Raw genomic sequence first — 24,766 nt, forward strand, 5'->3', positions numbered from 1 at the left:
TTGTTCAGCCGACTGTTTTTAGGAATTGTTTTAGTCGTGCGGATTTCGGATTGCCGAACAGTTCGGCCGGTGGCCCCTGTTCTTCGATGCGCCCTTCAAACAGGTAGACAACATGGGTTGCGACCTCTCGGGCAAACTTCATTTCATGCGTGACCAGAAGCATGGTGCGCCCTTCGGCAGCGAGATCTCGAATGACGGTCAGAACCTCGCCCACCAGCTCAGGGTCCAGCGCGCTGGTAGGTTCATCAAACAGCATTACGCTGGGATCCACGGCCAGGGCTCGTGCGATAGCGGCCCGTTGTTGCTGCCCGCCAGACAAGAATGAGGGGAAGGTATCTCCGCGATCCCCAAGGCCGACCCGTTCGAGCAGTTCTTTTGCACGCTTGATTGCTCTGTCTTTTGGCACTTTCAGAACATGTACCGGCACTTCGATGACGTTTTCCAACAACGTGCGGTGGGTCCACAGATTGAACGCCTGAAACACCATGCCAAGACGGGTTCTGACCCGTTCGATCTGGCGCCGGTTGACCGGGGAGCCGTCGGCGCGCATCTGGATCTCTTCGCCATTGACCACAATGCGGCCGGAGCTTGGGGTTTCCAGAAAGTTGATACATCTCAGAAATGTCGACTTGCCCGAGCCGCTGCCGCCAATGATGGCCACAACGTCCCCTTTATGGGCTGTCAGAGATACGCCTTTCAGCACTTCCAACGAGCCGAAAGACTTGTGCAAATCCTCTACTCGAATGGCTTCCGCATCGTCGCCATCCGATTGAGTGTCGCTGGCCGCCGGTTCTGACATTGCCATCAATTTCTCCCATTTTCTGGCTTGTAGTAATGCGTGTCTTCAGTAATTATTCAAGTGTATAGTTAGAAAAACTGAGAGATACGGTGACCCAGAACCCTCCGAAATTCAGGCGAGAGCCTGCAAAACAACGCAAAGAAGCGCTTGTTTTGGCGACCCTCAGCCTGATCGCTGAGCAGGGCGTCAGAGGTGCGACAGTCAGGGAAATTGCGAAGCGGGCGAATGTGACGCAGGGATTGATTCGCTATCACTTCTCTTCGAAGGAGGAGCTGATATCAGCAGCCTATTCCCATCACATGAGTTCGATGACCGATCTCACAACCGCACCCAGTGCTAAGGATAATGCCTCTGCCAAATCGCGGCTGGCGATATTTGTGGCGTCAGGGCTCAAACCCCCGGTGTGTGACCCCAACTCGGTGTCGTTATGGGCGAGCTTTCTCAACAAAGTGCGCGAGGATCCGCAAATGCAGCAGATCCACAAGCAGACCTACTTTGACTTCAGAGACCGCCTGGAGGCTTTGATCTCCGAGGCCCTCATTGAGGCTGGTGTTGTCGTATCGCCTCAGCAGTTGCGCCATTACGCAATCGCCTGCAACGCCACAATCGATGGTTTGTGGATGGAGGGCGGGGCGTTGCCCGAAGCTTTTGAACCGGGCGAGCTGCCCGAAATCGGACTTAGGTCGGTTGGTGCAATTATCGGCCTGGATTTGCATGAGGCAGGAGAGCAGCCATGAAACCAACGGAAATCACGCAGCGCCTGTCGGGGCTGGGCGGCGCAAAATGGGAAGTGCACCTGAAGGCAAAGGAACTGGTTGATCAGGGCCATGACATTGTTGAGATGACCATTGGGGAACCTGATGTCCCAACCCCGGTCAGCCTGATCGAAGCCGCGACCGCCGCCATGCATGCCGGTCGCACGACCTATTCCGATGGCAGGGGTGAGGCTGGGCTGAGAAAAGCTTTGGCCGAACACTATTCGCGTAGTGTAGATCGCACGATTTTGCCCGATCAGATCATGTGTTTTCCGGGCACGCAGACGGCTCTCTTTGCGGTGCTACAGGGGGTCGCGCAAAAGGGTGGTGAAGTGCTGGTCGGGGATCCGATGTACGCAACCTACGAAGGTGTGATCCGTGCAAGTGGGGCAGATATGGTGCCCGTTCCCCTGCTCCCCGAAAACGGGTTTCGCATCGATGCTGACGATATTGCGGCGCGTGTTACGCCCAAAACGGCTGCCATTTTGTTGACCACGCCGCACAATCCTACCGGGGCCATTCTGACTGAGGCCGATATCGACGCGATTGGCGCGTTGGCGCTTGAGCATGATTTCTGGATCATTTCGGATGAAGTCTATGCAGAGCTTATCTTCGACTGCAGTTCCTTTACTTCCCCTTTGTCGCGGCCTGAGATCGCTGATCGCGTGATCGCGGTATCCTCGATTTCCAAGTCCCATGCCGCCCCGGGGTTTCGCAGCGGTTGGTGCGTCGGGCCAGCGGCGTTCACCAACGCACTTTTGCCCTTGTCAGAAACCATGCTCTTTGGGAACCAGCCGTTCATTGCTGACATGACCGAGCAGGCGATCCGATTGGGGTCCGAGGTCGCGCCTGGCATGCGACAGCGATATGCTGCACGGGCCGGGCTGCTGGAAGATCGCCTGTCTGCCGACTGCGCGCTGCGCGTGCATCGCCCCCAGGCTGGCATGTTTGCCATGATTGACGTGTCTTCAACCGGGCTGAATGGTGACGATTATGCGCTTCACCTTCTGGAGCATGGTGGGGTTGCGGTCATGCCCGGATCCTCATTCGGAACTTCGCTCGACAGTTGGGTCCGAGTGGCCCTGACCGTGGATGACGCGAGCTTTGACATCGCCTGTGACCGGATCATCAAACACGCAAACAAGCTACAGTTGGAAACAGCATGACCAGTATCGGAGAAGCCCTTGTCGCCCAACTGGCTGAACGAGGGGTGAAATGCGTGTTCGGCATTCCGGGCGTGCACACAATCGAGCTCTATCGTGGTTTGGCGACTTCGAAGATCCGGCATGTTACGCCACGGCACGAACAGGGTGCGGGTTTCATGGCGGACGGTTATGCGCGCGTAACGGGAAAACCCGGTGCGGCCTTTGTGATCACCGGGCCGGGCGTGACAAATACGCTGACCGCAATGGCGCAGGCCCGCGCAGACAGTGTTCCGATGCTGGTGGTCTCCGGTGTAAACACCGTTCCCAGTCTGGGCAAAGGACTGGGCCACCTGCATGAGCTGCCCGATCAACGCGCCATGGTGCGAAACGTGGCCCTTGTATCTGAACGGGTGGAGCGTGCCGAGGATCTCGGTCCGGTTTTGGACAGCGCTTTTCGTCCATTTCATAGCGGTCGCCCCGGCCCTACGCACATTGAAATTCCTTTGGATGTTGTTGGACAAGAGGGGGCATCCGCACATGCCATAGCTGATGTCAAAATACCTGTGCCTGACCCGGATCTGATTACGCAGGCGTCCGAGATGCTCGCCCGAGCCAAGGCACCGGTTATTCTGACAGGTGGAGGTGCGCGCCACGCCTCACAGGCCATCGTCGAGCTTGCAGAACGGATAGGGGCGCCTGTGGTGCAAACCACAAACGCTCGTGGCGTCGCGTTCGATCACCCGCTCGGAGTTCCGGTCAGCCCAAGCCTAAAAGCAGTACGAGAACTAATCGAAACGGCGGATGTGGTGCTGGCGGTCGGTACAGAATTTGGGCAAACCGACTACGATATGTATGCCACCGGCACACAGCCCTCGATGGCAAGTCTGATCCGTGTGGATCGATGTGCCGAGCAGTTGGCCCGTCACCCTGCGGATCTCGCAATCAAAGGTGATGCGGTGCTGGCTATGGCGGCGCTCGTCAAGGCACAGACGCGCCCAGAACCGGCAGATGATGGAGAGGCGCGCGCCACACGAACACGAGGTGCCGCTTTTGAAGAAATTGGCCCGGAGATGCGGTCGTTGAGCGGTATCCTTGATGCAATTCGCGATGCTGCCCCGAATGCGATCATGGTCGGTGATTCCGCCCAACCAATTTATGCTGGCAACCTCTATTACGACCATGATCGCCCGGGCGGGTGGTTCAATGCCGCAACCGGATTTGGTGCGCTTGGCTATGGCATTCCTGCTGCAATCGGAGCGGCAATCGGAGATGCTTCGGCTCGCATTATCTGCATAACCGGTGATGGTGGGGCGCAGTTCAGCCTGCCTGAACTCATGTGTGCTGTGGACGAGAAGCTGCCGATTACCTTCGTTGTTTGGAACAACCATGGCTATCAGGAAATTGCCACATCCATGCAAAGTGTAAATGTGGAAGTTGTGGGCTGCGACCCAAGCCCCCCGCTGTTTGAGGCTGTTGCCAAATCCTGCAGTATGCCGTTCTGGAAATGCGCACCTGACCCTGAATTGATTGCGGCAGCGATCAAATCCGCTTCTGGCGAAACAGGTCCCACACTGATCGAAATTGAAGCGCCAAATCTGGCGCACCCCACTCATCGAGCGAGTTCATGATGTCCAATCCCACAATTGAGTTTACCCGCGCGATCACTCGTCGCCCTGCTTCCAGCATCACCGAAGGGTTGCGTGCTGAAGATATTGGCACTCCGGATCTTGGTCAGATGTTGAAAGACCATGGCCACTATGTCGCAACCCTGAAAAGGACGGGCGCCGAGGTGATCGAACTGCCCCCGCTTGAGGATTACCCTGACGCCGTGTTCGTCGAAGACACAGCCCTGTGTCTGCCGCAGGGGGCGGTGCTCATGCGTCCAGGCGCACCCAGTCGAATGGGTGAGGTTGATGAGATGGAACCCGCATTGCGCTCTGTGTATGACGATGTCCGCCGCATCGAGGGGCCCGGGCATATTGAGGGCGGAGATATCCTGGTAACAGGACGTGAAATTCTGGTTGGGCGCTCTGATCGTACCGATGCGGCTGGCGTCGCGGAACTGGTGGACATTGTTTCTGAGTGGGGTCTCAAGCTGCGTGAAGTCTTCACCCCACCGGGCGTTCTGCATTTCAAGACGGATTGCTCTTTACTGGATCCAGATACGATCCTGTCCACCAAACGTCTCGATGCCTCGGGTTGTTTCGAAGGCTACCGCGTGCTGCACGTCGCAGAAGGTGAGGAAGCCGCCGCGAACTCCATCCGCTTCAACCAATTTGTGCTTTGCCCTGCAGGTTTCCCACGCACGGCTGCGATGCTCAGAGAGAGCGGTTTTGATGTTGTGGAAGTCAACAATTCGGAATGTGCCAAGCTAGATGGTGGCATGTCTTGTTTGTCGTTGAGGTTTTAAGGCCTAGATTGATGCACTTTGCCTAAGTGATCAATTCAACTTGCCTGAGCATGGTGAAACAACTCCGGTTCCCGGCAACTATCTAACCAAATAAGCCTTGATGTGTTCTTCCCGGATATCGGTGTTGATGTAAAAATCCTGCACAACAGCACATGGACATGGGCTTCAGTCAAATCCCGGATGCGAAACTTTCGCGCGATTTCAAAGAATGGGTGCATGTTAATTGTTCGCGCTCCTGTGCGCCAAGGGCTGAGACTGGACTAATTAGGCCATGGTGTAATTTGTGTAGTAACAACGTAAATGCATCCCGCATCGACTCGCTCCAACTGGATGGATTAAAAATCCTCGTGTCGGTGGTTCGATTCCGCCCCGGGCACCATTTTTCCAAAGTTGGCAATGCTCGTCGCGTGCCTTAAATGGCAGGCTGATCTCCGCTCAGAATTCGGCTTTGCGCCCGAAAATGACGTAGAGCCGGCGTACCAGTATGCGGCGCATCTCGACTTTGGCGCCTTTTGAGGTAAGGGGGACAAATCCCGCCTTGCGCGGGGGCAGGTTTGGGTCGGCAATTAATCCCAATTGCATGTTGAAGCGGCTTGGACGCGGTGTGTTGGCAGGGCAACTCTCTTTGAGACTGCAAGCCAATGGGCGATTGGTTGGCATCTCGCTTGCCGCGAAAATCGGGGCGCCGACGTGCAGGGACCCATCACAGCGCGCTTCGATAAAACCGGTGTTGTCGTCAGCCCAGCGCAGGCGCAAATTGAACCGATGCCAGTCGCCGAATTGTTCGGGCATGATGCAGGTGCGGCCCATGAGGGTCACGCCATGTCGGGCATCGAATTTCAGATCGAACAAAGGCTGTCCGCCCTCTGCATTTTCCCAGCGGGCCAGCACCAATTGACTGTCTTCTCTGCGCGTTCCGCCCCGATATCGCAACGATGGGTCGATCCTGAACTCGAAGCTATAGAGGAACCGCTGGCCCAGTTGCCACTCCACCTGCTGGTCCCAGACTTTGCCAGTCTGGATCGTCGACCGCGTTGTCCTTGTCGCGCAGTCCCCTGGCCCTGTGCGGTCTGAATGCCGTGTGCATTGCCCCTGCCGGATCGAGAACGCGATCGCTCCGTCCCTGCTTTCCGGGGCAGAGACCGAGCGCGGGTTGATGCGGAAATGCGGGGGCAGCCAATCCGGGAGATGTCCACGGGGTGCGTCGCTCGTCGTTTCCGCGACAACTGGCTCTGTAGTCTGGTTGGCAGGGTCGGTGCCAGAGGTGGTCTGGCACGCCGCAAGTAGGAAGGTGAAAATCACAATATGTCGCATGGGAGAGCCTCTTGTCGTCGGTTGGTTGCCCTGCTCAACTCCAATGGGTGACGGCAGATGGATGTACCTGCGCCAAACAGGGCCTCACGAAACGCCGCTCACCGATACCTCTCGCGCGGTGCTGGGAAAGGGGATCATCCGGCCAAGATCCTCGTCATACAGTTTCCAGCGCAGGCATTTCACGCCTTCGATAAAGCTAATCTTCTCGGACTGGATCAACCCACGTGCCTCCAGATCCTCGTGGGCCTTGCGGATCTTGTAGCCCGGGATCTTGGCGTTCAGGTGGTGCAGATCGTGATAGGCGATGTCCATTGTCACCAGATTAAACAGCCACCCCCAGTCCAGAACCGACGATCCCTCTAGCGCGGCCTGCTCGAAGTTGAGCTCAGGTTTTCGCCCCCAATGCACATGTTCGAAATTGTGCAGCACGTAGGGGATCAGCCCGCCAAATGTGCAGGCAATGTAGATAGATCCAATCCAAACCCATATGCCGGGCCAGCCCGCATAGGCCCAAATGGAATAGCCCAAGCCCGCCAGCAAAAGATTGTGCAGCACCAAATCCCAGACCCCGGTTTTGAATCCATAAAGCGGCATCCGGCGTAGGATGGCGTAGAGGATGAACGGTCCGATCGCGACAAGGATGAACGGGCTGCGGTAAATCCGGTAGTAGAGCCGCTGTCCCCGGCTGGCCTTGTTCCATTCCGCCAATGTCATCACGTCGATTTCAAACGCGTCGCGCCGGTTCAGATCGGCAACATAGCGATGATGTAAATTGTGCTTATAGCGGGTGGCCTGATACGGCGTCATTGCAATAGGTGACAGCAATGTTCCAACAACATCATTCATGCGCCGGCTGGTGAAAAAGGCGCGATGCAAGCAGTCGTGCTGGATCATGTAGATCCTCAGCCCCATCGCAGCCGCAAGGACCATGAAGATCGCCATCAGCCACCAAGTGCCGATCGTCGACAGGGCAAGAACCAGGGCCGTGACATAAAGCCCAAGGCTGATCCCAAGCTCCCACCACGCGCGCTTGTCATCGGCACTGGCATAGCTGCGCGCGACCGAATGGAGTGTGACTGGAGCTGTAGACATATCCCCTCCCAGCTTTGTTATTTCTGGGTTTCCCCTTCACGTTAGCAATCTGACGGGTTTTCAATCAAGTGTGCTGGATGCGAGACATGCCCCACCAGACTGTAAACGCCGCAATCTGCGACCAATATTTCCTAGGAAAATAAAGAGGTTGTCTCTTCAATCAGGGGCGGACACATTTTCCTTCGCGGCGATGCGGCGTTACAGAAGTTTTGTATTGCCGACACAATGCTGTTGGGAAACGCCCATATCTCCCCCTCGAAACGAAGGGGGCGACATGCTGCAGATTACAAACCTGACCAAAGCTTTTGGCGACAAGCGCGCGGTGGACAATGTGACCATTTCGGCCGAGCGCCCCTGTATGATCGGCATCATCGGGGCGTCGGGCGCCGGTAAATCGACGCTGCTGCGGATGGTCAATCGGCTGGCCGATCCCACCGAAGGCCAGATCCTGTTTCAGGACAAAAACGTCACACGCCTGAGCGGTGCGGCGAAGCGGGAATGGCAGTCGCAATGCGCGATGATCTTCCAGCAGTTCAATCTGGTACCGCGCATGGATGTGGCCTCGAATGTGCTGCATGGGACGCTGAACCGCCACTCGACCTTATCGACTCTGTTCAACCTGTTCCCACAGGCCGACATTCACCGCGCCATCGAAATCCTCGAACGTTTGGGCATTGCCGAACACGCCGCCAAACGGGCCGAGGCCCTGTCCGGTGGTCAGCAGCAACGCGTGGCGATTGCCCGTGCGCTGATGCAGGATCCGTCGATCATTCTGGCCGACGAACCCATCGCCTCGCTCGACCCGATGAACGCGCAGATCGTGATGCAGACCCTGCGCCGCATCCATGACGAGGATGGCCGTCTGGTCATTGCCAACCTGCACACGCTGGATACTGCGCGCCGGTATTGTGACCGCGTGATCGGCATGCGCGCAGGTCGCGTGGTCTTTGATGGCACCCCCGAACAACTGACGGCCGGTGTGGCCCGCGACATCTATGGCGCTGACGATACGTTCAGCGAAGCGGCCACATCTACCGAACTGGGCGTTCTGGACGCTGCCACACAGGCGGCGTCGGACGAACGCACTCCCCTTTACCTGCCCTGATCAACTTGAACCGAACAACAGATGGGACAGGGCGCCCATCAGGAGAAATCCAAATGAAAAAGCTTCTTGCTCTTGCACTGACTACGACCGCTCTGGCCGCTCCGGCCATGGCTGCGGACATCACTGAATTCCGCATCGGCATCTTGGGTGGTGAAAACGCTCAGGACCGTCTGAACAACAACAAATGCCTGCGTGAATACACCGCAGAGGCGCTGGGTGTTGAAACCAAGCTGTTCGCGCCTGCCGATTATAACGGCGTGATCCAGGGCCTTCTGGGCGGCACCATCGACATGGCGTGGCTGGGCGCGTCGGGTTACGCAAAGACCTATCTGTCCGATCCGGAAGCCGTTGAGCCGGTCTTGGTGAAAGTGAACACCGATGGCGGCTATGGCTATTTCTCGATCGGGTTTGCCCGCAAGGACAGCGGCATCACCAAGCTGGAAGACCTGAAGGACAAGGCTTTCGGCTTCGGCGACCCCAACTCGACCTCGGGCTACTTGATCCCGTCGATCGAAATCCCGCAGCAAATCAACGCCTCGATGGAGTCGGGTGACTATTTCGGTGAAGTGAAATTCACCGGCGGTCACGAACAGACCATCGTTGCCGTCAACAATGGCGACGTTCAGGGCGGTGTAACATGGGCTGACGGTCTTGGTGAATGGGAAGATGGTTATCAGTCGGGTGCTCTGCGCCGCGCTGTGGATGCTGGTCTGGTCGACATGAACGATCTGGTTGAGATCTGGCGTTCGGCGCCGATCCCGGAAGGCCCGGTTGTACTGCGCAAAGCCCTGCCCGCCGACGTCAAAGAAAAGATGACTGCGCTGATGGCTGGTCTGGCCGAGAAAGACCGCGAGTGTTTCTACGGCGTGGCCGCTGGCGAAGCCCGCGCCTTCGAGCCGATCACCCATGACGCTTACGAAGTGATCATCGAAGCCCGCAAGCTGAAGTCAAAATAAGCGATTTTCAACAAGCTGTTGGCGGGTCCCGCGATGTCGGGGCCCGTCTTTTCAAACGAGGTGGGGCCATGAGCAATATCGAGCATATCAACCAGACCTACATGGACATGGTCCGACGCAAACGCCTGTACGGCGGCATCATGCTGGCGGTATTTGTGGCCTTGATGCTGGCGGGATTCCGCACGGCGGATGCGCGCAACGCGGGCAGCTTTATCGACGGCTGGCATCGTTTCTTCGACTTCCCCGGCGAGGTGCTGGGCGAAGCAGCCGGCAAACTGGTCGAGTTCCCGGCCCATTTCGCGCAATACGCCCCCTCTCTTCTGGAAACCATCAATATCGCGGCGGCCTCGACCCTACTGGGTGCGCTGGGCGCGGTGATCCTGTCGCTGCTCGCCACCCGCGGCATGGCGCGCTGGCCACGTCTAATCCCTGTTTTCCGTCGCGTTCTGGACATCATGCGCGCCATGCCCGAGATCGTGATCGCCTTGGTGCTGATCTTTGTCCTTGGCGGCGGCCCGGTTCCCGCGATGATCGCGATTGCGTTCCACACCGTGGGCGCGCTGGGCAAGCTCTTCTCGGAAGTAAACGAAAACGCGTCCCTCAAACCGGTCGAGGGTCTGACTTCGGTCGGCGCCAGCTGGACCCAGCGCATGGTTCTGGGCGTGATCCCGCAGGTCGCGCCGAATTACCTCAGCTATGCGCTGCTGCGCTTCGAAATCAATATCCGCGCCTCGGCCATCCTTGGTTTCGTCGGCGCAGGCGGCATCGGCTACGAGCTGAAGAACGCCATGACGTGGGGCAAAGGCCAATATGACGAGGCCGCAGCGATCTTCCTGATGCTGTTCGTCACCATCGTGGTGGTGGACCAACTGTCCTCGATCCTGCGTGACCGCCTGACCCACGGCAAAAAATCCAACATGATCGGAGCACAGGCATGAGCACCGCAACCCTCACCCCCGCCCCGACCACCGCGGGCCTGATCCGCGATACCGACGCGCTCTTTGCCCGCAAACGGATCGTTGCGCTGGCGATCCCGGCGCTGATCCTTGCCTACTTCGCATATATCTTCATCGCCTTCGACATCGCAGGGCTGCGCGACCGCGCCAGTCTGGACAATGCGATGACGCTGGTCAGCGACAGCTATTCTTATAAGACCCATGTGGCCCGCGACAATCTCTCGGGCGAGGTGTCGATCGCAATCGAAGGCGAACGCAAAGGCACCTATCCGGATGGGATGTCGCCCGACTGGGTCACCCTTGGGGACGACACGATCATCACCCTGCCCAAGGGTCACGAGGTGCTGTTCCTAGCCGATGGCGCGGTGCGCTATGACATTCCGGGCTACGGCCTTGTCTCCGCCAATCCCAGCCGCAGTGGCGTAAACGCGGTACTGCCCGAAGGCGACGTACCCGACTGGATCAACGCCTCCAAAAATCGCCTTGCGATCAAGACCGCGGCCGGACGCCTGACCATCACCCGCAACCGGACCGAAGTATTCCGCTACGCGCTGGGATGGGAGCTTTTCTTCTTCACCCTCGACAGCCCTTATCACGGTCTTGGCCCGGTCGCACTGGCCCAGCGTGCTTCTAGCGGAGAAGCCGGCGCCATCTGGTCCGACTTCTGGAACAACCGCATGTGGCAACACCAACAAGTGGCATGGGCGATTTTCGAAACCATCCTGATGGCCTTCCTGGGTACCTTTGGCGCTGCGATCGTGGCCCTGCCTCTGGCCCTTCTGGCCGCCCGCAACTTCGCGCCCTTTGTCTGGGTCCGCATGGTAACGCGCCGTGTCTTCGACTTCTTCCGCGGTGTAGACGCGCTAATCTGGACCATCGTTCTGGCCCGCGCCTTTGGCCCCGGCCCGCTGACCGGCGCATTGGCGATCCTGATCACGGACACCGGCAGCTTCGGCAAAATGTTCTCGGAAACGCTCGAGAACGTGGACGGCAAACAGATCGAGGGCATCCGTTCGACCGGTGCGAAACCACTGCAAACCTACCGCTTCGGCGTCCTGCCGCAGATCACCCCGATCTTCCTGTCGCAAGTGCTCTATTATTTGGAATCCAACACCCGCTCGGCCACCATCATTGGCGCGATCACCGGGGGCGGTATTGGCCTTCTGTTGACGCAGGCAATGATCACCCAGAAAGACTGGGAAGAAGTCGCCTACTACATCACCCTGATCATCCTGATGGTGATGCTGATGGACTGGTTCTCGGGCTGGCTGCGCAAGCGCCTGATCGGCGGACAGGAGGCACACTGATGCCGAAGCTGTCCCCCGATGCCCCGCTCCTGCATCCCGACTGCGAGGTCCACAACAGCACCTTCGGCCGCTATGTGGAGATCGGCCGGGGCACGCGGCTAGTGAATACGCAGTTCGACGACTATTCCTATTGCGACCGCCATGCGGACATCGCCAATGCGCAGATCGGCAAGTTCGCCAACATCGCCGCGATGACCCGGATCGGCGCGACGGACCACCCGCTGGACACGGCATCCTGCCACCATTTCCTCTATCGGCCCGAATACTACTGGGACGATGTTACGGCAGACGAGGATTTCTTCACCCGCCGCGCCGCCCGCGTCGCCCATATCGGCCATGACACATGGATCGGCCACGGCGCGATGGTGAAACCCGAGGTCACACTCGGACACGGGGCCGTCGTAGCCTCGGGCGCCATCGTGACAAAAGACGTGCCGCCCTACACGATTGTGGCCGGCGTCCCAGCCAGACCCATCCGTGCACGTCAGCCCAAACAGGTTGCCGAGCGGCTCATTGAACTGGCGTGGTGGGATTGGGACCACGCCCGCTTGCGCGCCTCGCTCGAAGACTTCCGCAGCCTCAGAGCAGAGGCCTTCCTTGAAAAACACCAATAGGAAGGCGCGCACCAAAACGCCCCTTCCTCATTTCCTTGCCCCAAATATCCTGGGGTGAGCGCGCTTGCCGCGCGAGGGGCAGCGCCCCTCTCAGGCTCATCGCAGATGAGCCACCGCCGCCGCGCGGCCCAAGGCAACGCCGAGGGCCATACCTAAGTCGGCCTACTCAGCCGCCAGCGGCATCGCGCTGCCCTTCCGGGTAAAGCGATGCGCCGCCTCGCCGGCCAGATAGGTGATCCGCCCGCCCGAGATCGTCGCCTCAACCCGGCGCGTATCCCGATTGATCACCGTCAGGTCCGCACGCTTTCCGTATGCGATCCGCCCACGGTCAAACAAGCCCAGAATCTCCGCCGGGTTAGACGAGATCATCGCCCAGGCCTCGGGCAGCGTCCGGATACCATCATCCACCAAACGGAAGGCCGCTTGGGTCAGCGCAGGGTAGTAGTAATCACTGACCAGCGCATCACACAGCCCGCGCCGAATTAGCTGCTCGGCTGCGATGTTTCCCGACTGCGAGCCGCCGCGCACCACGTTGGGCGCCCCCATGATCACCGGATCCCCCACCGCATGCGCCGCGTGGGCAGCCGAGGTCGAGGTCGGAAATTCGCAGATCCGCGCCCCAATCATCGAAAACCGCTCGCGCGTGTCCCCGTCGGGATCATCATGGCTGCCATAGCTCACGCCATGCTGATCGAAATACTCGGCAAGACGGCACAAATGGCGCGGAACCTCGCCAGAGCGCGCACGCGCCGCCTCAACCGCATTCATCAGCTCATGCGTCTGCAAGCCCAGCTTATGCGCCCAGACATCCAATGCACCCGAGCGGGTTCCCGACAATTTTAACGCTTCATCAAGGTGGTCGTTGAACACCACATAGTCGATCTTGTGGCGCTTCACCGCCGCTTGCAGTCGTTCAGCCGTATCGACCGTATGCGTCTCGCAACGCAACTGTACGCGCAGATCGGTGTGGGTCCGGGATAGGTAGCAGCTCATCGCCTCTAGAAAGCGTTCCGCCGCATCCGGGCCACGATGCCCGCCTTCCCAGCTCCAGCCCTGGGCAAGCCATGCGGTGGTCACGCCAGCCGCTGCCGCGTCCGCATCGGTGGCGCGAAGGGCCGTTTCCACCGGGAAATGCACCCCGACACGCGGCGCCATGTGCCGTTCAAACGCGTCGCCATGCAGGTCGATGACGCCGGGCAGGATCCAATAGCCGGACAGGTTCACCTCGGGCAAAGCGCCTTTCGAGATCCGTCCGTCTTGTACGACAACGGACCGCTGCTGCATCTCGCGGTTTCGCAAGATAGTCGCATGGGTCATCCGAAAGGACGGCAAGGGCTGGGTTTGGGGTGCTACGCGCGACATTCGAGGCCTCATTCTTTGACCGGGCCACTCGTAGTCCTGCGCTGTATCGTGGATATGACGCTAAAGTATCACTTCCGTGACGTTAAGCGGTGTGCCCGCCGTCAACGGTTAGCGTAACGCGGTCCCCTGCAAACCATGTCTGCCCCAGCTCAACCGGCGCACCTGCGTCATCCACATTTATGCCCTCGGAAAATAGCGCCGGGTCCCCTTCACGCATACCAAGGTGGCGTGCTTGTGCGGCGGGGCAAGTTCGGGCCGACAGGCGGGTTTCGGCGCGGGTGTAATCTGCAACCCCATGATGGGCGAGTGCCGCAGTGACCGAGTTCGTATCGCTTAGCGCCTTTTGCATCTCGGGGAATCGGTCTGCTGGGAAGACACTGCGAAAAACCGCGATCGGGTGGCCATCCGACAGGGACAACCCGTCATAAACATGCACCGCCGCGCCCTCCTCCAACTTCAGGGCCTGCGCCTCTTGCGCATTTGACCAGCGGGTCTCAAAGGCCAGCATCTGCTTGCCGGGGATTTTACCTGCCGCCTTGAGGTTCTGGTGAAACCGCACCCGCGCACCAATGGGGTAATCCGTCGGCGCATGCTGCACAAACACCCCCGCCCCACGGCGCGAGATCACAAGGTCCTGTGCGGCCAGTTCCGCCAGCGCCCGGCGCACCGTGTGGCGGTTTACACCGAACCGCGCCGCAAGGGCCGCTTCGGTCGCAAGCTTGTCGCCCGGCCCATATTGCCCCTGACGGATCTCGTCCTTCAGGGTCGTCTCGATGGTTTTCCAGATGCTCATGCCCGTGGGACCCCCTGCCAAGTGTCACGAAAGTTTCACAACACTTTCCTTGTCTGCGAAGCGCGAACCCGTGATTATTTGTCTAGAAGTATAGATATATAGACAACTTGACAAGGTGTCTGCATGACAATGGACAATAGAAACGAAATGCCTCTCGCACAGACCGCACGCAAAGCGTGGCTAAGCCTGATGGCAAAGGCGCCGGACGACGCGATACTTGCGCTGTGGAAGGCACAGGACTGCAATCCTGACTTCACGTGGTTGCGCCGCCCAGAAACCGGCACCGTGATGGTACGCGGGCGCGCGGGCGGCACGGGTGCGCCCTTTAATCTGGGCGAAATGACGGTGACTCGCTGCACCATCCAGCTGGACAACGGCACCGTGGGTCACGGCTATGTGCAAGGCGGTAGCCACGATAAGGCCCGCGCTGCAGCACTCGCAGACGCGATGATGCAAGGGCATGCGGCCGAGGCGCTACAGACCTCGTTCCTGACCCCGCTGTCAGAACAGATCGCCGCCGCCAAAGCAAAACGTGCCCGCAAAGCCGCGGCCACCAAGGTTGATTTTTTCACAATGGTCAGAGGGGAAGACTGATGCTTGTCACCGCCACCAGCACTTCCGCCATGCAGGGCGGGTTTAACAATGTGCCCACCGAGGCCGCGCGCCAGTTCCGTGCCATCATGAACGCGATTGCCCGCCCCGGTCGGATTGAAACCCTGGGCGGCGCCACACCCCCTGCCCCCATGTCGGTGGCCGCGGGAGTCATAGTGCTGACACTGTGCGACCCGGACACGGGCCTGCACCTTGCCGGAGACCACGACACGCCGGACATCCGCGCGTGGGTGCAGTTTCACACCGGCGCCCCGTTCGTACCCGCCGAGAACGCCAATTTCGCGATTGGCCGCTGGGAGGCGCTATCGCCTCTGACCATCTATGCGCATGGTACGCCGGAATATCCCGACCGCTCGGCCACACTGATCATCGAGATGGACGCGCTGTCGACCGACGGGGCCATCCTGACCGGGCCGGGGATCGAGGACAGCGCGAGCCTATCCCTACCCGAGATCGAGGCCCTCAAAACAAACGCGCTGCTCTTCCCGTTGGGACTGGATTTCTTCTTCTGCGCGGACACCCGGCTGGCCAGCCTGCCGCGCACAACCAAAGTGACTGAAGGGGGGGCAATCTAATGTATGTCGCCGTAAAAGGGGGCGAGCGCGCCATTGACAATGCGCATGCCTGGTTGGGCGAGGAACGTCGCGGAGACCAAGACGTCTCCGAACTCTCCGTCGCCCAAATCCGCGAGCAGCTGTCGCTGGCCGTAAACCGCGTGATGGCTGAAGGCTCGCTTTATGATCCCGATCTGGCCGCGCTGGCAATCAAGCAAGCGCGCGGGGACATGATCGAAGCGATCTTCCTGATCCGCGCTTATCGCACCACGCTGCCACGCTTTGCAGGCTCCGAACCGATTGCGACCGAGAAGATGGCCTGTGACCGCCGCATCTCGGCCACGTTCAAAGATGTGCCGGGCGGGCAGATCCTTGGGCCGACCTTCGACTACACGCACCGCCTGCTGGATTTCAAACTGGCAGCCGAAGGCGGCTTGGCAGACGCCCCGGAAGGCGACGCGCAGCAAGGGGACGTGCCGCATGTGCTGAGCTTCCTTGATGGCGAGGGTCTGATCCAGCAGGAAAAACAGGGGGCGGGCACGCCGCCGGATCTGACCCGCGAACCGATGGAACTGCCGGCAGATCGCCCCTTGCGCCTACAATCGCTGGCGCGCGGCGACGAGGGCTTCCTTCTCAGCCTCGCTTACTCGACCCAGCGCGGCTATGCCCGCAACCACGCCTTCGTGGGCGAGCTTCGCATCGGTGACATACCGGTCGAAGTCGATATCCCCGAACTGGGTTTCGCAATCGAGATCGGCGACATCACCGTCACCGAATGCGAAACCGTGAACCAGTTCACCGGGTCGAAAACCGAACCCGCGCAGTTCACACGTGGCTATGGTCTTGTCTTCGGCATGTCGGAACGCAAGTCGATCTCGATGGCGCTGGTAGACCGCGCCCTGCGCTGGGAAGAGCTGGGCGAAGACAATCTGGGCGCCGCCGCGCAGGACGAAGAATTCGTGCTGTCGCATTGCGACAACATTCAGGCGACCGGCTTCTTGGAACACATCAAACTGCCCCACTACGTCGATTTCCAGTCGGAACTGGAACTGGTGCGCAAACTGCGCCGCGACACGATGGCCGGGGCCGACTGCACACACACACAGGAGGCGGCGGAATGACCGACTATAACTTCGCCTATCTTGACGAACAGACCAAGCGGATGATCCGCCGCGCGATCCTGAAGGGTCTCGCGATCCCCGGCTATCAGGTGCCGTTTGCCAGCCGCGAAATGCCAATGCCATATGGCTGGGGAACGGGCGGCGTACAGGTGTCCGCCGCGACGCTGACGCCCGAGGACGTGTTCAAGGTGATCGACCAAGGCGCCGATGACACCACCAACGCCGTCTCGATCCGCAAGTTCTTTCAGGCCACGGCAGGCGTAGATACGACGGAAGAAACCGAAGAGGCAACCGTTATCCAGACCCGCCACCGGATCCCCGAGGCGCCGCTGAACGAAGACCAGATCCTTGTCTATCAGGTGCCGATCCCCGAACCCCTGCGTTTTCTGGAACCGCGCGAGACGGAAACCCGCAAGATGCACAGCCTTGAAGAATACGGCCTCATGCATGTGAAGCTCTACGAGGACATCGCGCGCCACGGGGCGATTGCCACCGCCTATGCCTATCCGGTCAAGGTCGAGGGGCGCTATGTGATGGACCCGTCTCCGATCCCAAAATTCGATAACCCGAAAATGACCATGCCTGCGATCCAGCTGTTCGGCGCAGGACGGGAACAGCGCATCTATGCCCTGCCCCCCTATACAAAAGTCGTCAGTCTGGATTTCGAAGACTACCCGTTTGAAGCGTCAAAAGCTGACCACAGCTGCGAGCTGTGCGGGGCCGATGACAGCTATCTGGACGAGGTAATCGTCGACGATCAAGGCGGGCGCATCTTTGTCTGCTCGGACACGGCCTATTGCGCCGCGCGTCAGGCCGCACAATCAGATGCGGCCGCAGCCCAATACGAGGAGATCTCCGCATGACGCTGCAAAATTCTTCCGAAGAATTTTTCACGGAGTTTTCTAAAAACTCCGCCCCGCGCCCGCTTCTGCGTGTGACGAATATCGAGAAACGCTATGGCCAGCGCATTGGCTGTAGCAGCGTCAATTTCGACCTCTACCCCGGCGAAGTGATGGGGATTGTGGGCGAAAGCGGCTCGGGCAAGTCGACGCTGTTGAACTGCCTTGCCGGACATCTGGCGCCGGATCAGGGCGAGGTACTGTTTGACACGCGCGGTGCCGGTCTGGTCGACACCATGACCATGGCCGAACCCGAGCGGCGCATGCTGTCGCGCACCGACTGGGCTTTTGTCCACCAACACGCCCGCGACGGGCTGCGCATGTCGGTCTCGGCCGGTGGCAATGTCGGCGAACGTCTGATGGCCGTGGGCGCACGCCATTACGGCCAGATCCGGGACGAGGCGATTGACTGGCTTGGTCGTGTTGAAATCAATGAGACCCGCATTGATGACCGCCCCTCGGCGTTTTCGGGCGGGATGCAGCAGCGTCTGCAGATCGCGCGCAATCTGGTCACCGGGCCGCGTCTGGTTTTCATGGATGAACCCACCGGGGGCTTGGACGTCTCGGTACAGGCGCGTCTTTTGGACCTGCTGCGTGGCCTCGTCCGCCAAATGGGCCTATCGGCGATCATCGTCACCCACGACCTTGCCGTGGTGCGTCTGCTTGCCGACCGCCTGATGGTGATGAAAGATGGTCACGTAGTCGAAACCGGCCTGACCGATCAAGTGCTGGACGACCCGCAGCACGCCTATACGCAACTTCTTGTCTCTTCTGTTCTGCAGGTGTAACGCCATGATTTCCATCCAAAATGTCGAGAAAAGCTTCACCCTGCACAATCAGGGCGCCGCGGTGATCACGGTAATGAGCGACGCCAATGTCGAGGTTACACCGGGCGAATGCGTGGCCCTTGCGGGCGCGTCGGGCGCGGGGAAATCTACCCTGATGCGGATGATCTATGGCAACTACCTGACGCAATCCGGCTCAATCCGCGTGGATGGGGTCGATGTCGTCGGCGCCAACCCCCGCGACGTGCTGGACCTGCGCCGCACCACGCTGGGCTATGTCAGCCAGTTCCTGCGCGTGGTCCCCCGCGTGCCGACGCTGGACGTGGTGGCCGAGCCGTTGATGGTGTTGGGTGAAGACGAAGGTGCCGCGCGGGACAAGGCCGCCGCCCTTCTGGCACGATTGAACATTCCCGAACGGCTCTGGTCGCTCAGCCCGACCACCTTTTCAGGTGGCGAGCAGCAGCGGGTGAACATTGCACGCGGTTTCGTACACCCCTACCGCGCGCTGCTGCTGGATGAACCCACGGCCAGCCTTGACGCGCAGAACCGCGAGACGGTGATGTGCCTGATTGAAGAGGCCAAGACGCGTGGTGCGGCAATCGTGGGGATTTTCCACGACGAGTCCGCCCGCGATCGGGTCTGTGACCGGGTTTTGGACGTGACGAGTTTCCTGCCGAAAGGGGATGCGTGATGGGCGCTGCACCCGGACGACTGATTGCCGTCGTCGGTCCCTCGGGCGTCGGTAAGGACAGCGTGATGGAGGCGCTGGCCACTGCAACCGATTTCCACCTTGTACGGCGCGTGATCACACGGCCCAGTGCAGCAGGTAGCGAGCAGTTTGACGGTTGCGACGAGGACGCGTTTGACGCGGATCTTACCCGTGGCCGCTTCGCACTGCATTGGCCCGCACATGACCTGCGCTATGGCATTCCAAAAACAGAACTTGCCTGTCTGGATCAGGGCCGTAACGCGCTGGTCAACCTGTCCCGCAAGGTGCTGATGGAGGCCCACACAACCTTCCCCGGGTTCATCGTGGTGAACCTGAGCGCAAGCCCCAAGGTTCTGGTGCAACGTCTGGCCGCACGCGGGCGCGAAAGCGCGGACAGCATCGCCAAGCGCCTCGCGCGGCAAGTGGATTTGCCCGCCGGGCTGACCGTGATCAACGTGGTGAATGACGGCCCGCTGGACGAAACCGTACGGACCACCCTTGCGCGCCTCGCCGATCAGGACGTCGCAGATGCACCCAGCGCGACGCGAGAGATCTCATGAAACCGGCCCTCTGCATCCTCCCCTACAAGGGTCAGATCGCCCACCACGAACGGACGCGGCAAGATTGGGGCCACCAAAGGCGCAAGCACGTCGCGGACCTGCGCGGCGCGGCTGGGGTCCAGCTTGCCCGACAGGGTCAGGTGAAACTTGAACTCGTCAAAGACGTAAGGGTAGCCCCATGTCACCAGCATCTCGTCCTGCGCGGGCGTCAGGTTAGCTGCGCGGCGGCGAGCAAGCTCGGCGTCGCTGGCAGGCGCGCGGAACGGGTCGAGCTTGGCCACCATATGCCCAGCCAATCCCGTCAGAGCGCTCTGATCCCCGTCGACCACAAGCGCCAGGAAACGGCCGATCTGGGCCAGCTTCAGCCCGTCCAGCGTGACCGGGGCGACCTGACTTGCAGCGCGTTGAAACGCCTGCACAAGCCCTTCAGCGTCGCAGCCATCTGCCAAGCGGAAGGGCGGTTTGATGGTACCATGAAATCCGTATTTGCGTGGGGTCTGGGTGATCTTGGCGATCTCGCGCCGCGACAAATCCGGCAGGGTTTGGTGGGGCACCGCGCGACCCGTCACCAGATCCCATCCCAACCAGCTGGCCCCGAACTCCGCCAGCGCGCCCTGTGGCGCCGTGTAATAGATCGCATAGCGACTGAACTGCATTTCACCCTCTTCCGGCCCGATTGTGCTATTCCAAATCGGCCCTTCTCTGACAGTAAAGCGTGACACTCAGATGACACAGACATTCACCCTCGCCAACGCCAAACTTGTTCTGGAAACCGAGGTTATCACCGGAGCCTTGACCGTGACCAACGGCCGGATCACCGAGATAGACCAAGGCACCCATGTGCCGCACAGCGCCGAGGATTGCTGCGGCGACTACATCGCGCCGGGGTTGGTCGAGCTGCACACCGACAATCTGGAGCGCCACATCCGTCCGCGTCCCCGGGTGGACTGGCCACATGATGCCGCGATCGTCGCCCATGACGCCGAGCTCGCCTCCGTCGGGATCACCACTGTTTTCGATGCGCTGCGGGTCGGCTCAATCCATTCCGACGGGCGTAAGAACTACGGGAAGTATGCCCGCGCTTTGGCCGATGAAATCCTGTCGCTACGCGCCAAGGGCGGGCTGAAGATCTCGCACCATCTGCATCTGCGCGCCGAGATCTGTTCGGAAACCCTGCCCGAAGAACTGGCCGAGTTTACGCCCGACGACCGCGTGGGCATCGTCAGCATGATGGACCACACACCCGGGCAGCGGCAGTTCACCGATGTGGCCAAATTCAAGGCTTATATCCAAGGCAAATACGCCATGCAGGATGCCGAGTTTGAGGAATACATCGCCTTCCTGACCGGGCTGCAGGACAAGCTGGGCGTGGCGCATGAGCGGGCCACAGTGGACCATGCCGCGCGACTGGGCGCGACTTTGGCCAGCCATGATGACACCACCGCAGAACAGGTTGCGACCTCGGCGCGCTATGGCATCCATCTGGCCGAGTTCCCCACCACAGTGGACGCCGCACGCGCCAACCACGCGGCAGGCATTGCAAACATCATGGGGGCGCCCAACGTGGTGCGCGGCGGATCACATTCCGGAAACGTGGCGGCCTTTGAGCTGGCGAAGCTCGACCTCTTGGACATCCTGTCGTCGGATTACGTGCCCTCGTCCCTGATGCTCGCGGCACTTCAACTGGGCGACAAGTGGGGAGATCTGGCACGCGGGCTGGGAACTGTCACCCATGCACCCGCACGGGCCGTCGGGTTGGATGATCGGGGCGTGATTGCCATCGGAAAGCGTGCGGACCTTATCCGGTTTGCCCGCTTTGAACATGCGCCGGTCTTGCATGGGGTTTGGTCCGAAGGGCGCAGGATCGGGTAAGGTATGCCAGCCCGCGTGCTGGTCCTTGCGTGCGATGCCCTCGTGGAGATGACGCGAAATAGGCATTTGACTCGTTTGGCGAAGTAATCCCTATTCAGGGCTTGTCAGTTAACAGCTTCGTCGCCGCCGCGCGGCGCCCCCCACACGGACCCTTGCATGAAACGTTCTCGAATTAACCAGATCATGGCGGAAGCGGACGAGATGATCCGCCATTATGGTTTCGTCTTACCCCCCTTTGCCTATTGGACACCTGACGAATTCAAAGGCAAGCGCGACGTTGCGCAGAACGTGATCAACGCCCGGTGTGGCTGGGACATCACTGACTACGGCGATGGGCGATTTGACGAGATGGGGCTGTTCCTGTTCACCCTGCGCAACGGCCGGCTTGCCGATCTCCAGCGCGGCGGGGGCATGTGCTATGCCGAGAAGCTGCTGATCTCGCGCCAAGACCAGCTTAGCCCGATGCACACCCATGTCATCAAGGCCGAGGACATCATCAACCGCGGCGGTGCGACGCTGGTGGTCGAGCTTTACGGCTCGGACGATGCTGGCAATTTCGCCGAAGATCGTGGCGGTACGGTCTATTGCGACGGGATCCAACGCGACTTTGCTGCCGGAGAGAAGCTGAAACTCGCCCCCGGTGAAAGCGTGACCCTGATGCCCGGTGATTGGCACGCATTCTGGGGCGAAGGCGGCGACGTTCTGATCGGCGAAGTATCAACCGTGAATGACGACGAGACCGACAACATCTTCCGCGCACCCATCGGCAGGTTTGCTGAGATCGAGGAAGACGAAGCCCCCACACATCTGCTGGTCAACGACTACGGGACGTGGCTTGGCTGATATGCGTGGGGCAGTCAGCGCGGTCCTTTGACTTTCAAATCCGTTAGCGCTATCAGCTCCATAAGACCGAACTTCAAGCCTGTCCGCCCCCAAGCAGGAGAGACACGTGATCCTATGTTGTGGCGAAGCCCTGATTGACATGATCCCGACCCCGACGATGGCCGACGCCGACGGGTTCGTTCCGCATTCCGGCGGGGCGGTGTTCAACACCGCCATCGCCTTGGGGCGTCTGGGGGTGCAGACCGGGATGCTGACCGGGCTGTCGACCGACATGTTCGGGCGTCAGCTGAGCGAGTCGCTCAAGGCCAGCCATGTGGATACCACGCATGTGATCACGTCGGATCGCCCCACGACACTGGCCTTTGTGCGGCTTGTCGATGGGCACGCAACCTATTGCTTCTTTGACGAGAACTCGGCCGGGCGCATGTTAAGCCCGGCTGACATCCCGGCGTTGTCCCCAGAAGTCTCCGCGCTGTTCTTTGGCGGGATCAGCCTTGCCTGCGAGCCCTCCGCCGACGCCTATGCCGCTCTGCTGGCGCAGGAAGCCGCTCAGCGCGTAGTGATGATCGATCCCAACATCCGCCCGCGCTTCATCAAGGGTATCGACCGCTATCGCACACGGCTGGACCGCATGATCGCACGGGCGGATATCGTAAAAGTGTCCGACGAGGACCTGAACTGGCTTCTGCCCGCCCCGCTGTCCCTGACCGAGAAAGTAGCGATGCTGATGGAAACCGGGCCTTCGGTCCTGATCCTGACGCGCGGCGGCGCGGGGGCAAGCGGCTTTCTGGCGGATGGAACCGAGGTACAGGTACCGGCCCAACGGGTTGAAACCAAAGACACCGTAGGCGCCGGGGACACGTTCAACGCGGGCTTTCTGGCGAAGCTGTCAGAGCTGGGATGCCTGACCAAAACACAACTGCCGGCCCTGTCGCCCGACACCTTGCAACAGGCCATGACACACGGCGCCAAAGCCGCTGCAGTCACCGTATCACGCGCCGGTGCCAATCCGCCGTGGGCAGAAGAGCTTTGACAAACGACTCCGTTAGCGCTAAAGACGCGCCAAGATGTTAGCGCTATCACATCACCAAGCACGCCGCGAAGAGGATAAGACCATGACACTTAAAATCGCAATCAACGGTTTCGGACGTATTGGCCGCGGTGTCTTGCGCGCCCTGATCGAACAGAATGCTCAGGACATCGAGGTTGTTGCCATCAACGATCTCGCCCCGCCCAAGAACATCGCACATCTGCTGAAGTATGACAGTGTGCATGGTCGCCTGCGCGAAACCGTTGCCGTCGAAGATGACACGCTTGTGATCGGTGCGCGCCGCATTCGCCTGACCGCGCTTCGCAATCCTGAGGATCTTCCCTGGGGCGACGTCGACGTTGCTTACGAGTGCACCGGGCTGTTCACCGCCCGCGATCAGGCTGCGCGGTTGCTTGAAAATGGTTCGAAGCGAGTGCTGATCTCGGCGCCGGGCAAGGATGCTGACCGGACCGTGGTCTATGGTGTGAACCACACCGATCTGACCGCCGAGGACGTGATTGTTTCGAACGCCTCCTGCACCACCAACTGTTTGGCCCCTGTGGCGATGGTGCTGCACCGCGCTTTTGGCATCAAGACTGGCTACATGACCACGATCCACGCGTTTACCGGCGACCAGCCCAGCCACGACACCAACCACAAAGACCTCTACCGGGGGCGTGCGGCGTCGATGTCGATGGTACCGACCTCGACCGGGGCGGCGCGGGCGATCTCTCTGGTGCTGCCTGAACTTGCGGGCAAGCTGGAAGGCTCTGCCGTGCGTGTGCCCACCCCGAACGTGTCGCTGGTCGATCTCAGCTTCATGCCCGAGCGCCCGGTCACCCGTGACGAGATTAACGCCGCCATTGCCGAAGCCGCCGCAGGTCCGCTGAAAGGTGTTCTGTCCTATGAAGAAGATCCGATGGTCTCGATCGACTTCAACCACGACCCGCATTCGTCCTGCTTCGCCTCGGCCCAGACCGCTGTCACCGAAGACGGGTTGGTGCGCGTGGTCAGCTGGTACGACAACGAATGGGGCTTCTCGAACAGGATGGTCGACACCGGCCGCCGGATCGGAGAGCTGCTGAAAGCTCAAGAAAACCTAAAGCTGGCAAGCTAAATCAACGGTCTCACGGAGCACATCCGTCGCTTCGCAGACCCCCACTCCTTCCTAGC

At 60.1% G+C, this 24,766-nt stretch carries 26 protein-coding genes; 20 read left to right on the top strand and 6 right to left on the bottom strand.

Annotation, left to right across the window (positions count from 1 at the left end):
* Positions 1-4 precede the first annotated feature (4 nt).
* Complete coding sequence (locus G0Q00_RS09620; RefSeq protein WP_163040340.1) at positions 5-799, bottom strand: ABC transporter ATP-binding protein; 795 nt, start codon at positions 797-799, stop codon at positions 5-7.
* 89 nt (positions 800-888) lie between these two features.
* Between G0Q00_RS09620 and G0Q00_RS09625 the strand changes: the two genes are divergently transcribed.
* From G0Q00_RS09625 to G0Q00_RS09640, 4 genes are read left to right on the top strand one after another with little or no spacing between them, the layout of a single operon-like run.
* Positions 889-1,536, top strand: a complete 648-nt coding sequence (locus G0Q00_RS09625) for a TetR/AcrR family transcriptional regulator (protein WP_163038768.1) — start codon at positions 889-891, stop codon at positions 1,534-1,536.
* Positions 1,533-2,720, top strand: a complete 1,188-nt coding sequence (locus tag G0Q00_RS09630) for a pyridoxal phosphate-dependent aminotransferase (RefSeq protein WP_163038770.1) — start codon at positions 1,533-1,535, stop codon at positions 2,718-2,720. The genes G0Q00_RS09625 and G0Q00_RS09630 overlap by 4 nt, the downstream gene beginning before the upstream one ends.
* Entirely contained in the window at positions 2,717-4,327 is a 1,611-nt protein-coding gene (locus G0Q00_RS09635; RefSeq protein ID WP_163038772.1) for a 5-guanidino-2-oxopentanoate decarboxylase, read from the top strand. The genes G0Q00_RS09630 and G0Q00_RS09635 overlap by 4 nt, the downstream gene beginning before the upstream one ends.
* On the top strand, positions 4,327-5,109 hold the full coding sequence (locus G0Q00_RS09640; RefSeq protein ID WP_163038774.1) for a dimethylarginine dimethylaminohydrolase family protein: 783 nt from the start codon (positions 4,327-4,329) through the stop codon (positions 5,107-5,109). Before G0Q00_RS09635 ends, G0Q00_RS09640 begins: the two co-directional genes overlap by 1 nt.
* Before the next feature lie 435 nt (positions 5,110-5,544).
* Here G0Q00_RS09640 and G0Q00_RS09645 read toward each other — a convergent pair whose 3' ends face one another.
* On the bottom strand, positions 5,545-6,102 hold the full coding sequence (locus G0Q00_RS09645) for a hypothetical protein (RefSeq protein ID WP_163038776.1): 558 nt from the start codon (positions 6,100-6,102) through the stop codon (positions 5,545-5,547).
* Positions 6,103-6,507: 405 nt separating this feature from the next.
* Positions 6,508-7,515, bottom strand: coding sequence for a fatty acid desaturase (locus G0Q00_RS09650; RefSeq protein WP_163038778.1), 1,008 nt, complete (start codon positions 7,513-7,515; stop codon positions 6,508-6,510).
* 274 nt (positions 7,516-7,789) lie between these two features.
* Here G0Q00_RS09650 and phnC point away from each other — a divergent pair, with 274 nt between their 5' ends.
* From phnC to G0Q00_RS09675, 5 genes are all read left to right on the top strand, one after another.
* Positions 7,790-8,620, top strand: a complete 831-nt coding sequence (gene phnC / locus G0Q00_RS09655; RefSeq protein ID WP_163038780.1) for a phosphonate ABC transporter ATP-binding protein — start codon at positions 7,790-7,792, stop codon at positions 8,618-8,620.
* 53 nt (positions 8,621-8,673) lie between these two features.
* Positions 8,674-9,576 carry a phosphonate ABC transporter substrate-binding protein gene (gene phnD, locus G0Q00_RS09660; protein WP_163038782.1) on the top strand — a complete coding sequence of 301 codons (903 nt, stop codon included), beginning with the start codon at positions 8,674-8,676 and terminating at the stop codon, positions 9,574-9,576.
* A gap of 68 nt (positions 9,577-9,644) precedes the next feature.
* Positions 9,645-10,514, top strand: coding sequence for a phosphonate ABC transporter, permease protein PhnE (phnE, locus tag G0Q00_RS09665; RefSeq protein ID WP_163038784.1), 870 nt, complete (start codon positions 9,645-9,647; stop codon positions 10,512-10,514).
* Complete coding sequence (gene phnE / locus G0Q00_RS09670) at positions 10,511-11,839, top strand: phosphonate ABC transporter, permease protein PhnE (protein ID WP_163038786.1); 1,329 nt, start codon at positions 10,511-10,513, stop codon at positions 11,837-11,839. The genes phnE (G0Q00_RS09665) and phnE (G0Q00_RS09670) overlap by 4 nt, the downstream gene beginning before the upstream one ends.
* Positions 11,839-12,453 (top strand): chloramphenicol acetyltransferase, encoded by a 615-nt coding sequence (locus G0Q00_RS09675; RefSeq protein WP_163038788.1) that lies wholly within the window; start codon positions 11,839-11,841, stop codon positions 12,451-12,453. The genes phnE (G0Q00_RS09670) and G0Q00_RS09675 overlap by 1 nt, the downstream gene beginning before the upstream one ends.
* A 162-nt stretch (positions 12,454-12,615) precedes the next feature.
* On the opposite strand, the gene G0Q00_RS09680 is transcribed toward G0Q00_RS09675, so the two are convergent.
* Positions 12,616-13,770, bottom strand: coding sequence for an alpha-D-ribose 1-methylphosphonate 5-triphosphate diphosphatase (locus G0Q00_RS09680; RefSeq protein ID WP_239058410.1), 1,155 nt, complete (start codon positions 13,768-13,770; stop codon positions 12,616-12,618).
* Positions 13,771-13,897: 127 nt separating this feature from the next.
* On the bottom strand, positions 13,898-14,608 hold the full coding sequence (gene phnF, locus G0Q00_RS09685; RefSeq protein WP_163038791.1) for a phosphonate metabolism transcriptional regulator PhnF: 711 nt from the start codon (positions 14,606-14,608) through the stop codon (positions 13,898-13,900).
* A 147-nt stretch (positions 14,609-14,755) separates the two neighbouring features.
* Between phnF and phnG the strand changes: the two genes are divergently transcribed.
* The 7 genes from phnG to phnN are packed head-to-tail and all read left to right on the top strand — an operon-like array spanning position 14,756 to position 19,848.
* A complete protein-coding gene (gene phnG / locus G0Q00_RS09690) occupies positions 14,756-15,202 on the top strand; it encodes a phosphonate C-P lyase system protein PhnG (protein ID WP_239058411.1) in 447 nt (148 codons plus the stop codon).
* On the top strand, positions 15,202-15,795 hold the full coding sequence (gene phnH, locus G0Q00_RS09695; RefSeq protein ID WP_163038795.1) for a phosphonate C-P lyase system protein PhnH: 594 nt from the start codon (positions 15,202-15,204) through the stop codon (positions 15,793-15,795). Before phnG ends, phnH begins: the two co-directional genes overlap by 1 nt.
* A complete protein-coding gene (locus G0Q00_RS09700; protein ID WP_163038797.1) occupies positions 15,795-16,895 on the top strand; it encodes a carbon-phosphorus lyase complex subunit PhnI in 1,101 nt (366 codons plus the stop codon). The genes phnH and G0Q00_RS09700 overlap by 1 nt, the downstream gene beginning before the upstream one ends.
* Positions 16,892-17,758 (top strand): alpha-D-ribose 1-methylphosphonate 5-phosphate C-P-lyase PhnJ, encoded by an 867-nt coding sequence (locus G0Q00_RS09705; RefSeq protein ID WP_163038799.1) that lies wholly within the window; start codon positions 16,892-16,894, stop codon positions 17,756-17,758. Before G0Q00_RS09700 ends, G0Q00_RS09705 begins: the two co-directional genes overlap by 4 nt.
* The gene (gene phnK, locus G0Q00_RS09710) at positions 17,755-18,582 is read left to right on the top strand and encodes a phosphonate C-P lyase system protein PhnK (protein WP_163038801.1); all 828 of its coding nucleotides are present in this window, start codon (positions 17,755-17,757) and stop codon (positions 18,580-18,582) included. Before G0Q00_RS09705 ends, phnK begins: the two co-directional genes overlap by 4 nt.
* A 4-nt stretch (positions 18,583-18,586) precedes the next feature.
* A complete protein-coding gene (gene phnL / locus G0Q00_RS09715; RefSeq protein ID WP_163038802.1) occupies positions 18,587-19,270 on the top strand; it encodes a phosphonate C-P lyase system protein PhnL in 684 nt (227 codons plus the stop codon).
* Positions 19,270-19,848 carry a phosphonate metabolism protein/1,5-bisphosphokinase (PRPP-forming) PhnN gene (gene phnN / locus G0Q00_RS09720; protein WP_163038804.1) on the top strand — a complete coding sequence of 193 codons (579 nt, stop codon included), beginning with the start codon at positions 19,270-19,272 and terminating at the stop codon, positions 19,846-19,848. The genes phnL and phnN overlap by 1 nt, the downstream gene beginning before the upstream one ends.
* Here the strand turns inward: phnN and G0Q00_RS09725 are convergent.
* Positions 19,803-20,504: a DUF1045 domain-containing protein gene (locus G0Q00_RS09725; RefSeq protein ID WP_163038806.1), complete on the bottom strand. Its 702-nt coding sequence runs from the start codon at positions 20,502-20,504 to the stop codon at positions 19,803-19,805. The two genes, phnN and G0Q00_RS09725, sit on opposite strands and share 46 nt — an antisense overlap.
* Before the next feature lie 70 nt (positions 20,505-20,574).
* Here G0Q00_RS09725 and G0Q00_RS09730 point away from each other — a divergent pair, with 70 nt between their 5' ends.
* The 4 genes from G0Q00_RS09730 to gap all read left to right on the top strand — a co-directional run bounded on the left by G0Q00_RS09730 (position 20,575) and on the right by gap (position 24,710).
* The gene (locus G0Q00_RS09730) at positions 20,575-21,720 is read left to right on the top strand and encodes an alpha-D-ribose 1-methylphosphonate 5-triphosphate diphosphatase (RefSeq protein ID WP_163038808.1); all 1,146 of its coding nucleotides are present in this window, start codon (positions 20,575-20,577) and stop codon (positions 21,718-21,720) included.
* A 156-nt stretch (positions 21,721-21,876) separates the two neighbouring features.
* Positions 21,877-22,563 (top strand): D-lyxose/D-mannose family sugar isomerase, encoded by a 687-nt coding sequence (locus G0Q00_RS09735; RefSeq protein WP_163038810.1) that lies wholly within the window; start codon positions 21,877-21,879, stop codon positions 22,561-22,563.
* 106 nt (positions 22,564-22,669) lie between these two features.
* Positions 22,670-23,596 carry a carbohydrate kinase gene (locus tag G0Q00_RS09740; RefSeq protein WP_163038812.1) on the top strand — a complete coding sequence of 309 codons (927 nt, stop codon included), beginning with the start codon at positions 22,670-22,672 and terminating at the stop codon, positions 23,594-23,596.
* A gap of 82 nt (positions 23,597-23,678) precedes the next feature.
* Positions 23,679-24,710, top strand: coding sequence for a type I glyceraldehyde-3-phosphate dehydrogenase (gene gap / locus G0Q00_RS09745; RefSeq protein WP_163038814.1), 1,032 nt, complete (start codon positions 23,679-23,681; stop codon positions 24,708-24,710).
* The last annotated feature ends 56 nt before the right edge of the window (positions 24,711-24,766 follow it).

This window comes from Aliiroseovarius sp. PrR006 (assembly GCF_010500215.1).
Taxonomy (GTDB): domain Bacteria; phylum Pseudomonadota; class Alphaproteobacteria; order Rhodobacterales; family Rhodobacteraceae; genus Aliiroseovarius.

Coding starts and splice junctions, on each gene's coding strand:
- G0Q00_RS09620 (WP_163040340.1), bottom strand. CDS start 799: ATGTCAGAACCGGCGGCCAGCGACACTCAATCGGATGGCGACGATGCG.
- G0Q00_RS09630 (WP_163038770.1), top strand. CDS start 1,533: ATGAAACCAACGGAAATCACGCAGCGCCTGTCGGGGCTGGGCGGCGCA.
- G0Q00_RS09635 (WP_163038772.1), top strand. CDS start 2,717: ATGACCAGTATCGGAGAAGCCCTTGTCGCCCAACTGGCTGAACGAGGG.
- G0Q00_RS09640 (WP_163038774.1), top strand. CDS start 4,327: ATGTCCAATCCCACAATTGAGTTTACCCGCGCGATCACTCGTCGCCCT.
- G0Q00_RS09650 (WP_163038778.1), bottom strand. CDS start 7,515: ATGTCTACAGCTCCAGTCACACTCCATTCGGTCGCGCGCAGCTATGCC.
- phnC (WP_163038780.1), top strand. CDS start 7,790: ATGCTGCAGATTACAAACCTGACCAAAGCTTTTGGCGACAAGCGCGCG.
- phnD (WP_163038782.1), top strand. CDS start 8,674: ATGAAAAAGCTTCTTGCTCTTGCACTGACTACGACCGCTCTGGCCGCT.
- phnE (WP_163038784.1), top strand. CDS start 9,645: ATGAGCAATATCGAGCATATCAACCAGACCTACATGGACATGGTCCGA.
- phnE (WP_163038786.1), top strand. CDS start 10,511: ATGAGCACCGCAACCCTCACCCCCGCCCCGACCACCGCGGGCCTGATC.
- G0Q00_RS09675 (WP_163038788.1), top strand. CDS start 11,839: ATGCCGAAGCTGTCCCCCGATGCCCCGCTCCTGCATCCCGACTGCGAG.
- G0Q00_RS09680 (WP_239058410.1), bottom strand. CDS start 13,770: ATGACCCATGCGACTATCTTGCGAAACCGCGAGATGCAGCAGCGGTCC.
- phnF (WP_163038791.1), bottom strand. CDS start 14,608: ATGAGCATCTGGAAAACCATCGAGACGACCCTGAAGGACGAGATCCGT.
- phnG (WP_239058411.1), top strand. CDS start 14,756: ATGCCTCTCGCACAGACCGCACGCAAAGCGTGGCTAAGCCTGATGGCA.
- phnH (WP_163038795.1), top strand. CDS start 15,202: ATGCTTGTCACCGCCACCAGCACTTCCGCCATGCAGGGCGGGTTTAAC.
- G0Q00_RS09700 (WP_163038797.1), top strand. CDS start 15,795: ATGTATGTCGCCGTAAAAGGGGGCGAGCGCGCCATTGACAATGCGCAT.
- G0Q00_RS09705 (WP_163038799.1), top strand. CDS start 16,892: ATGACCGACTATAACTTCGCCTATCTTGACGAACAGACCAAGCGGATG.
- phnK (WP_163038801.1), top strand. CDS start 17,755: ATGACGCTGCAAAATTCTTCCGAAGAATTTTTCACGGAGTTTTCTAAA.
- phnL (WP_163038802.1), top strand. CDS start 18,587: ATGATTTCCATCCAAAATGTCGAGAAAAGCTTCACCCTGCACAATCAG.
- phnN (WP_163038804.1), top strand. CDS start 19,270: ATGGGCGCTGCACCCGGACGACTGATTGCCGTCGTCGGTCCCTCGGGC.
- G0Q00_RS09725 (WP_163038806.1), bottom strand. CDS start 20,504: ATGCAGTTCAGTCGCTATGCGATCTATTACACGGCGCCACAGGGCGCG.
- G0Q00_RS09730 (WP_163038808.1), top strand. CDS start 20,575: ATGACACAGACATTCACCCTCGCCAACGCCAAACTTGTTCTGGAAACC.
- G0Q00_RS09735 (WP_163038810.1), top strand. CDS start 21,877: ATGAAACGTTCTCGAATTAACCAGATCATGGCGGAAGCGGACGAGATG.
- gap (WP_163038814.1), top strand. CDS start 23,679: ATGACACTTAAAATCGCAATCAACGGTTTCGGACGTATTGGCCGCGGT.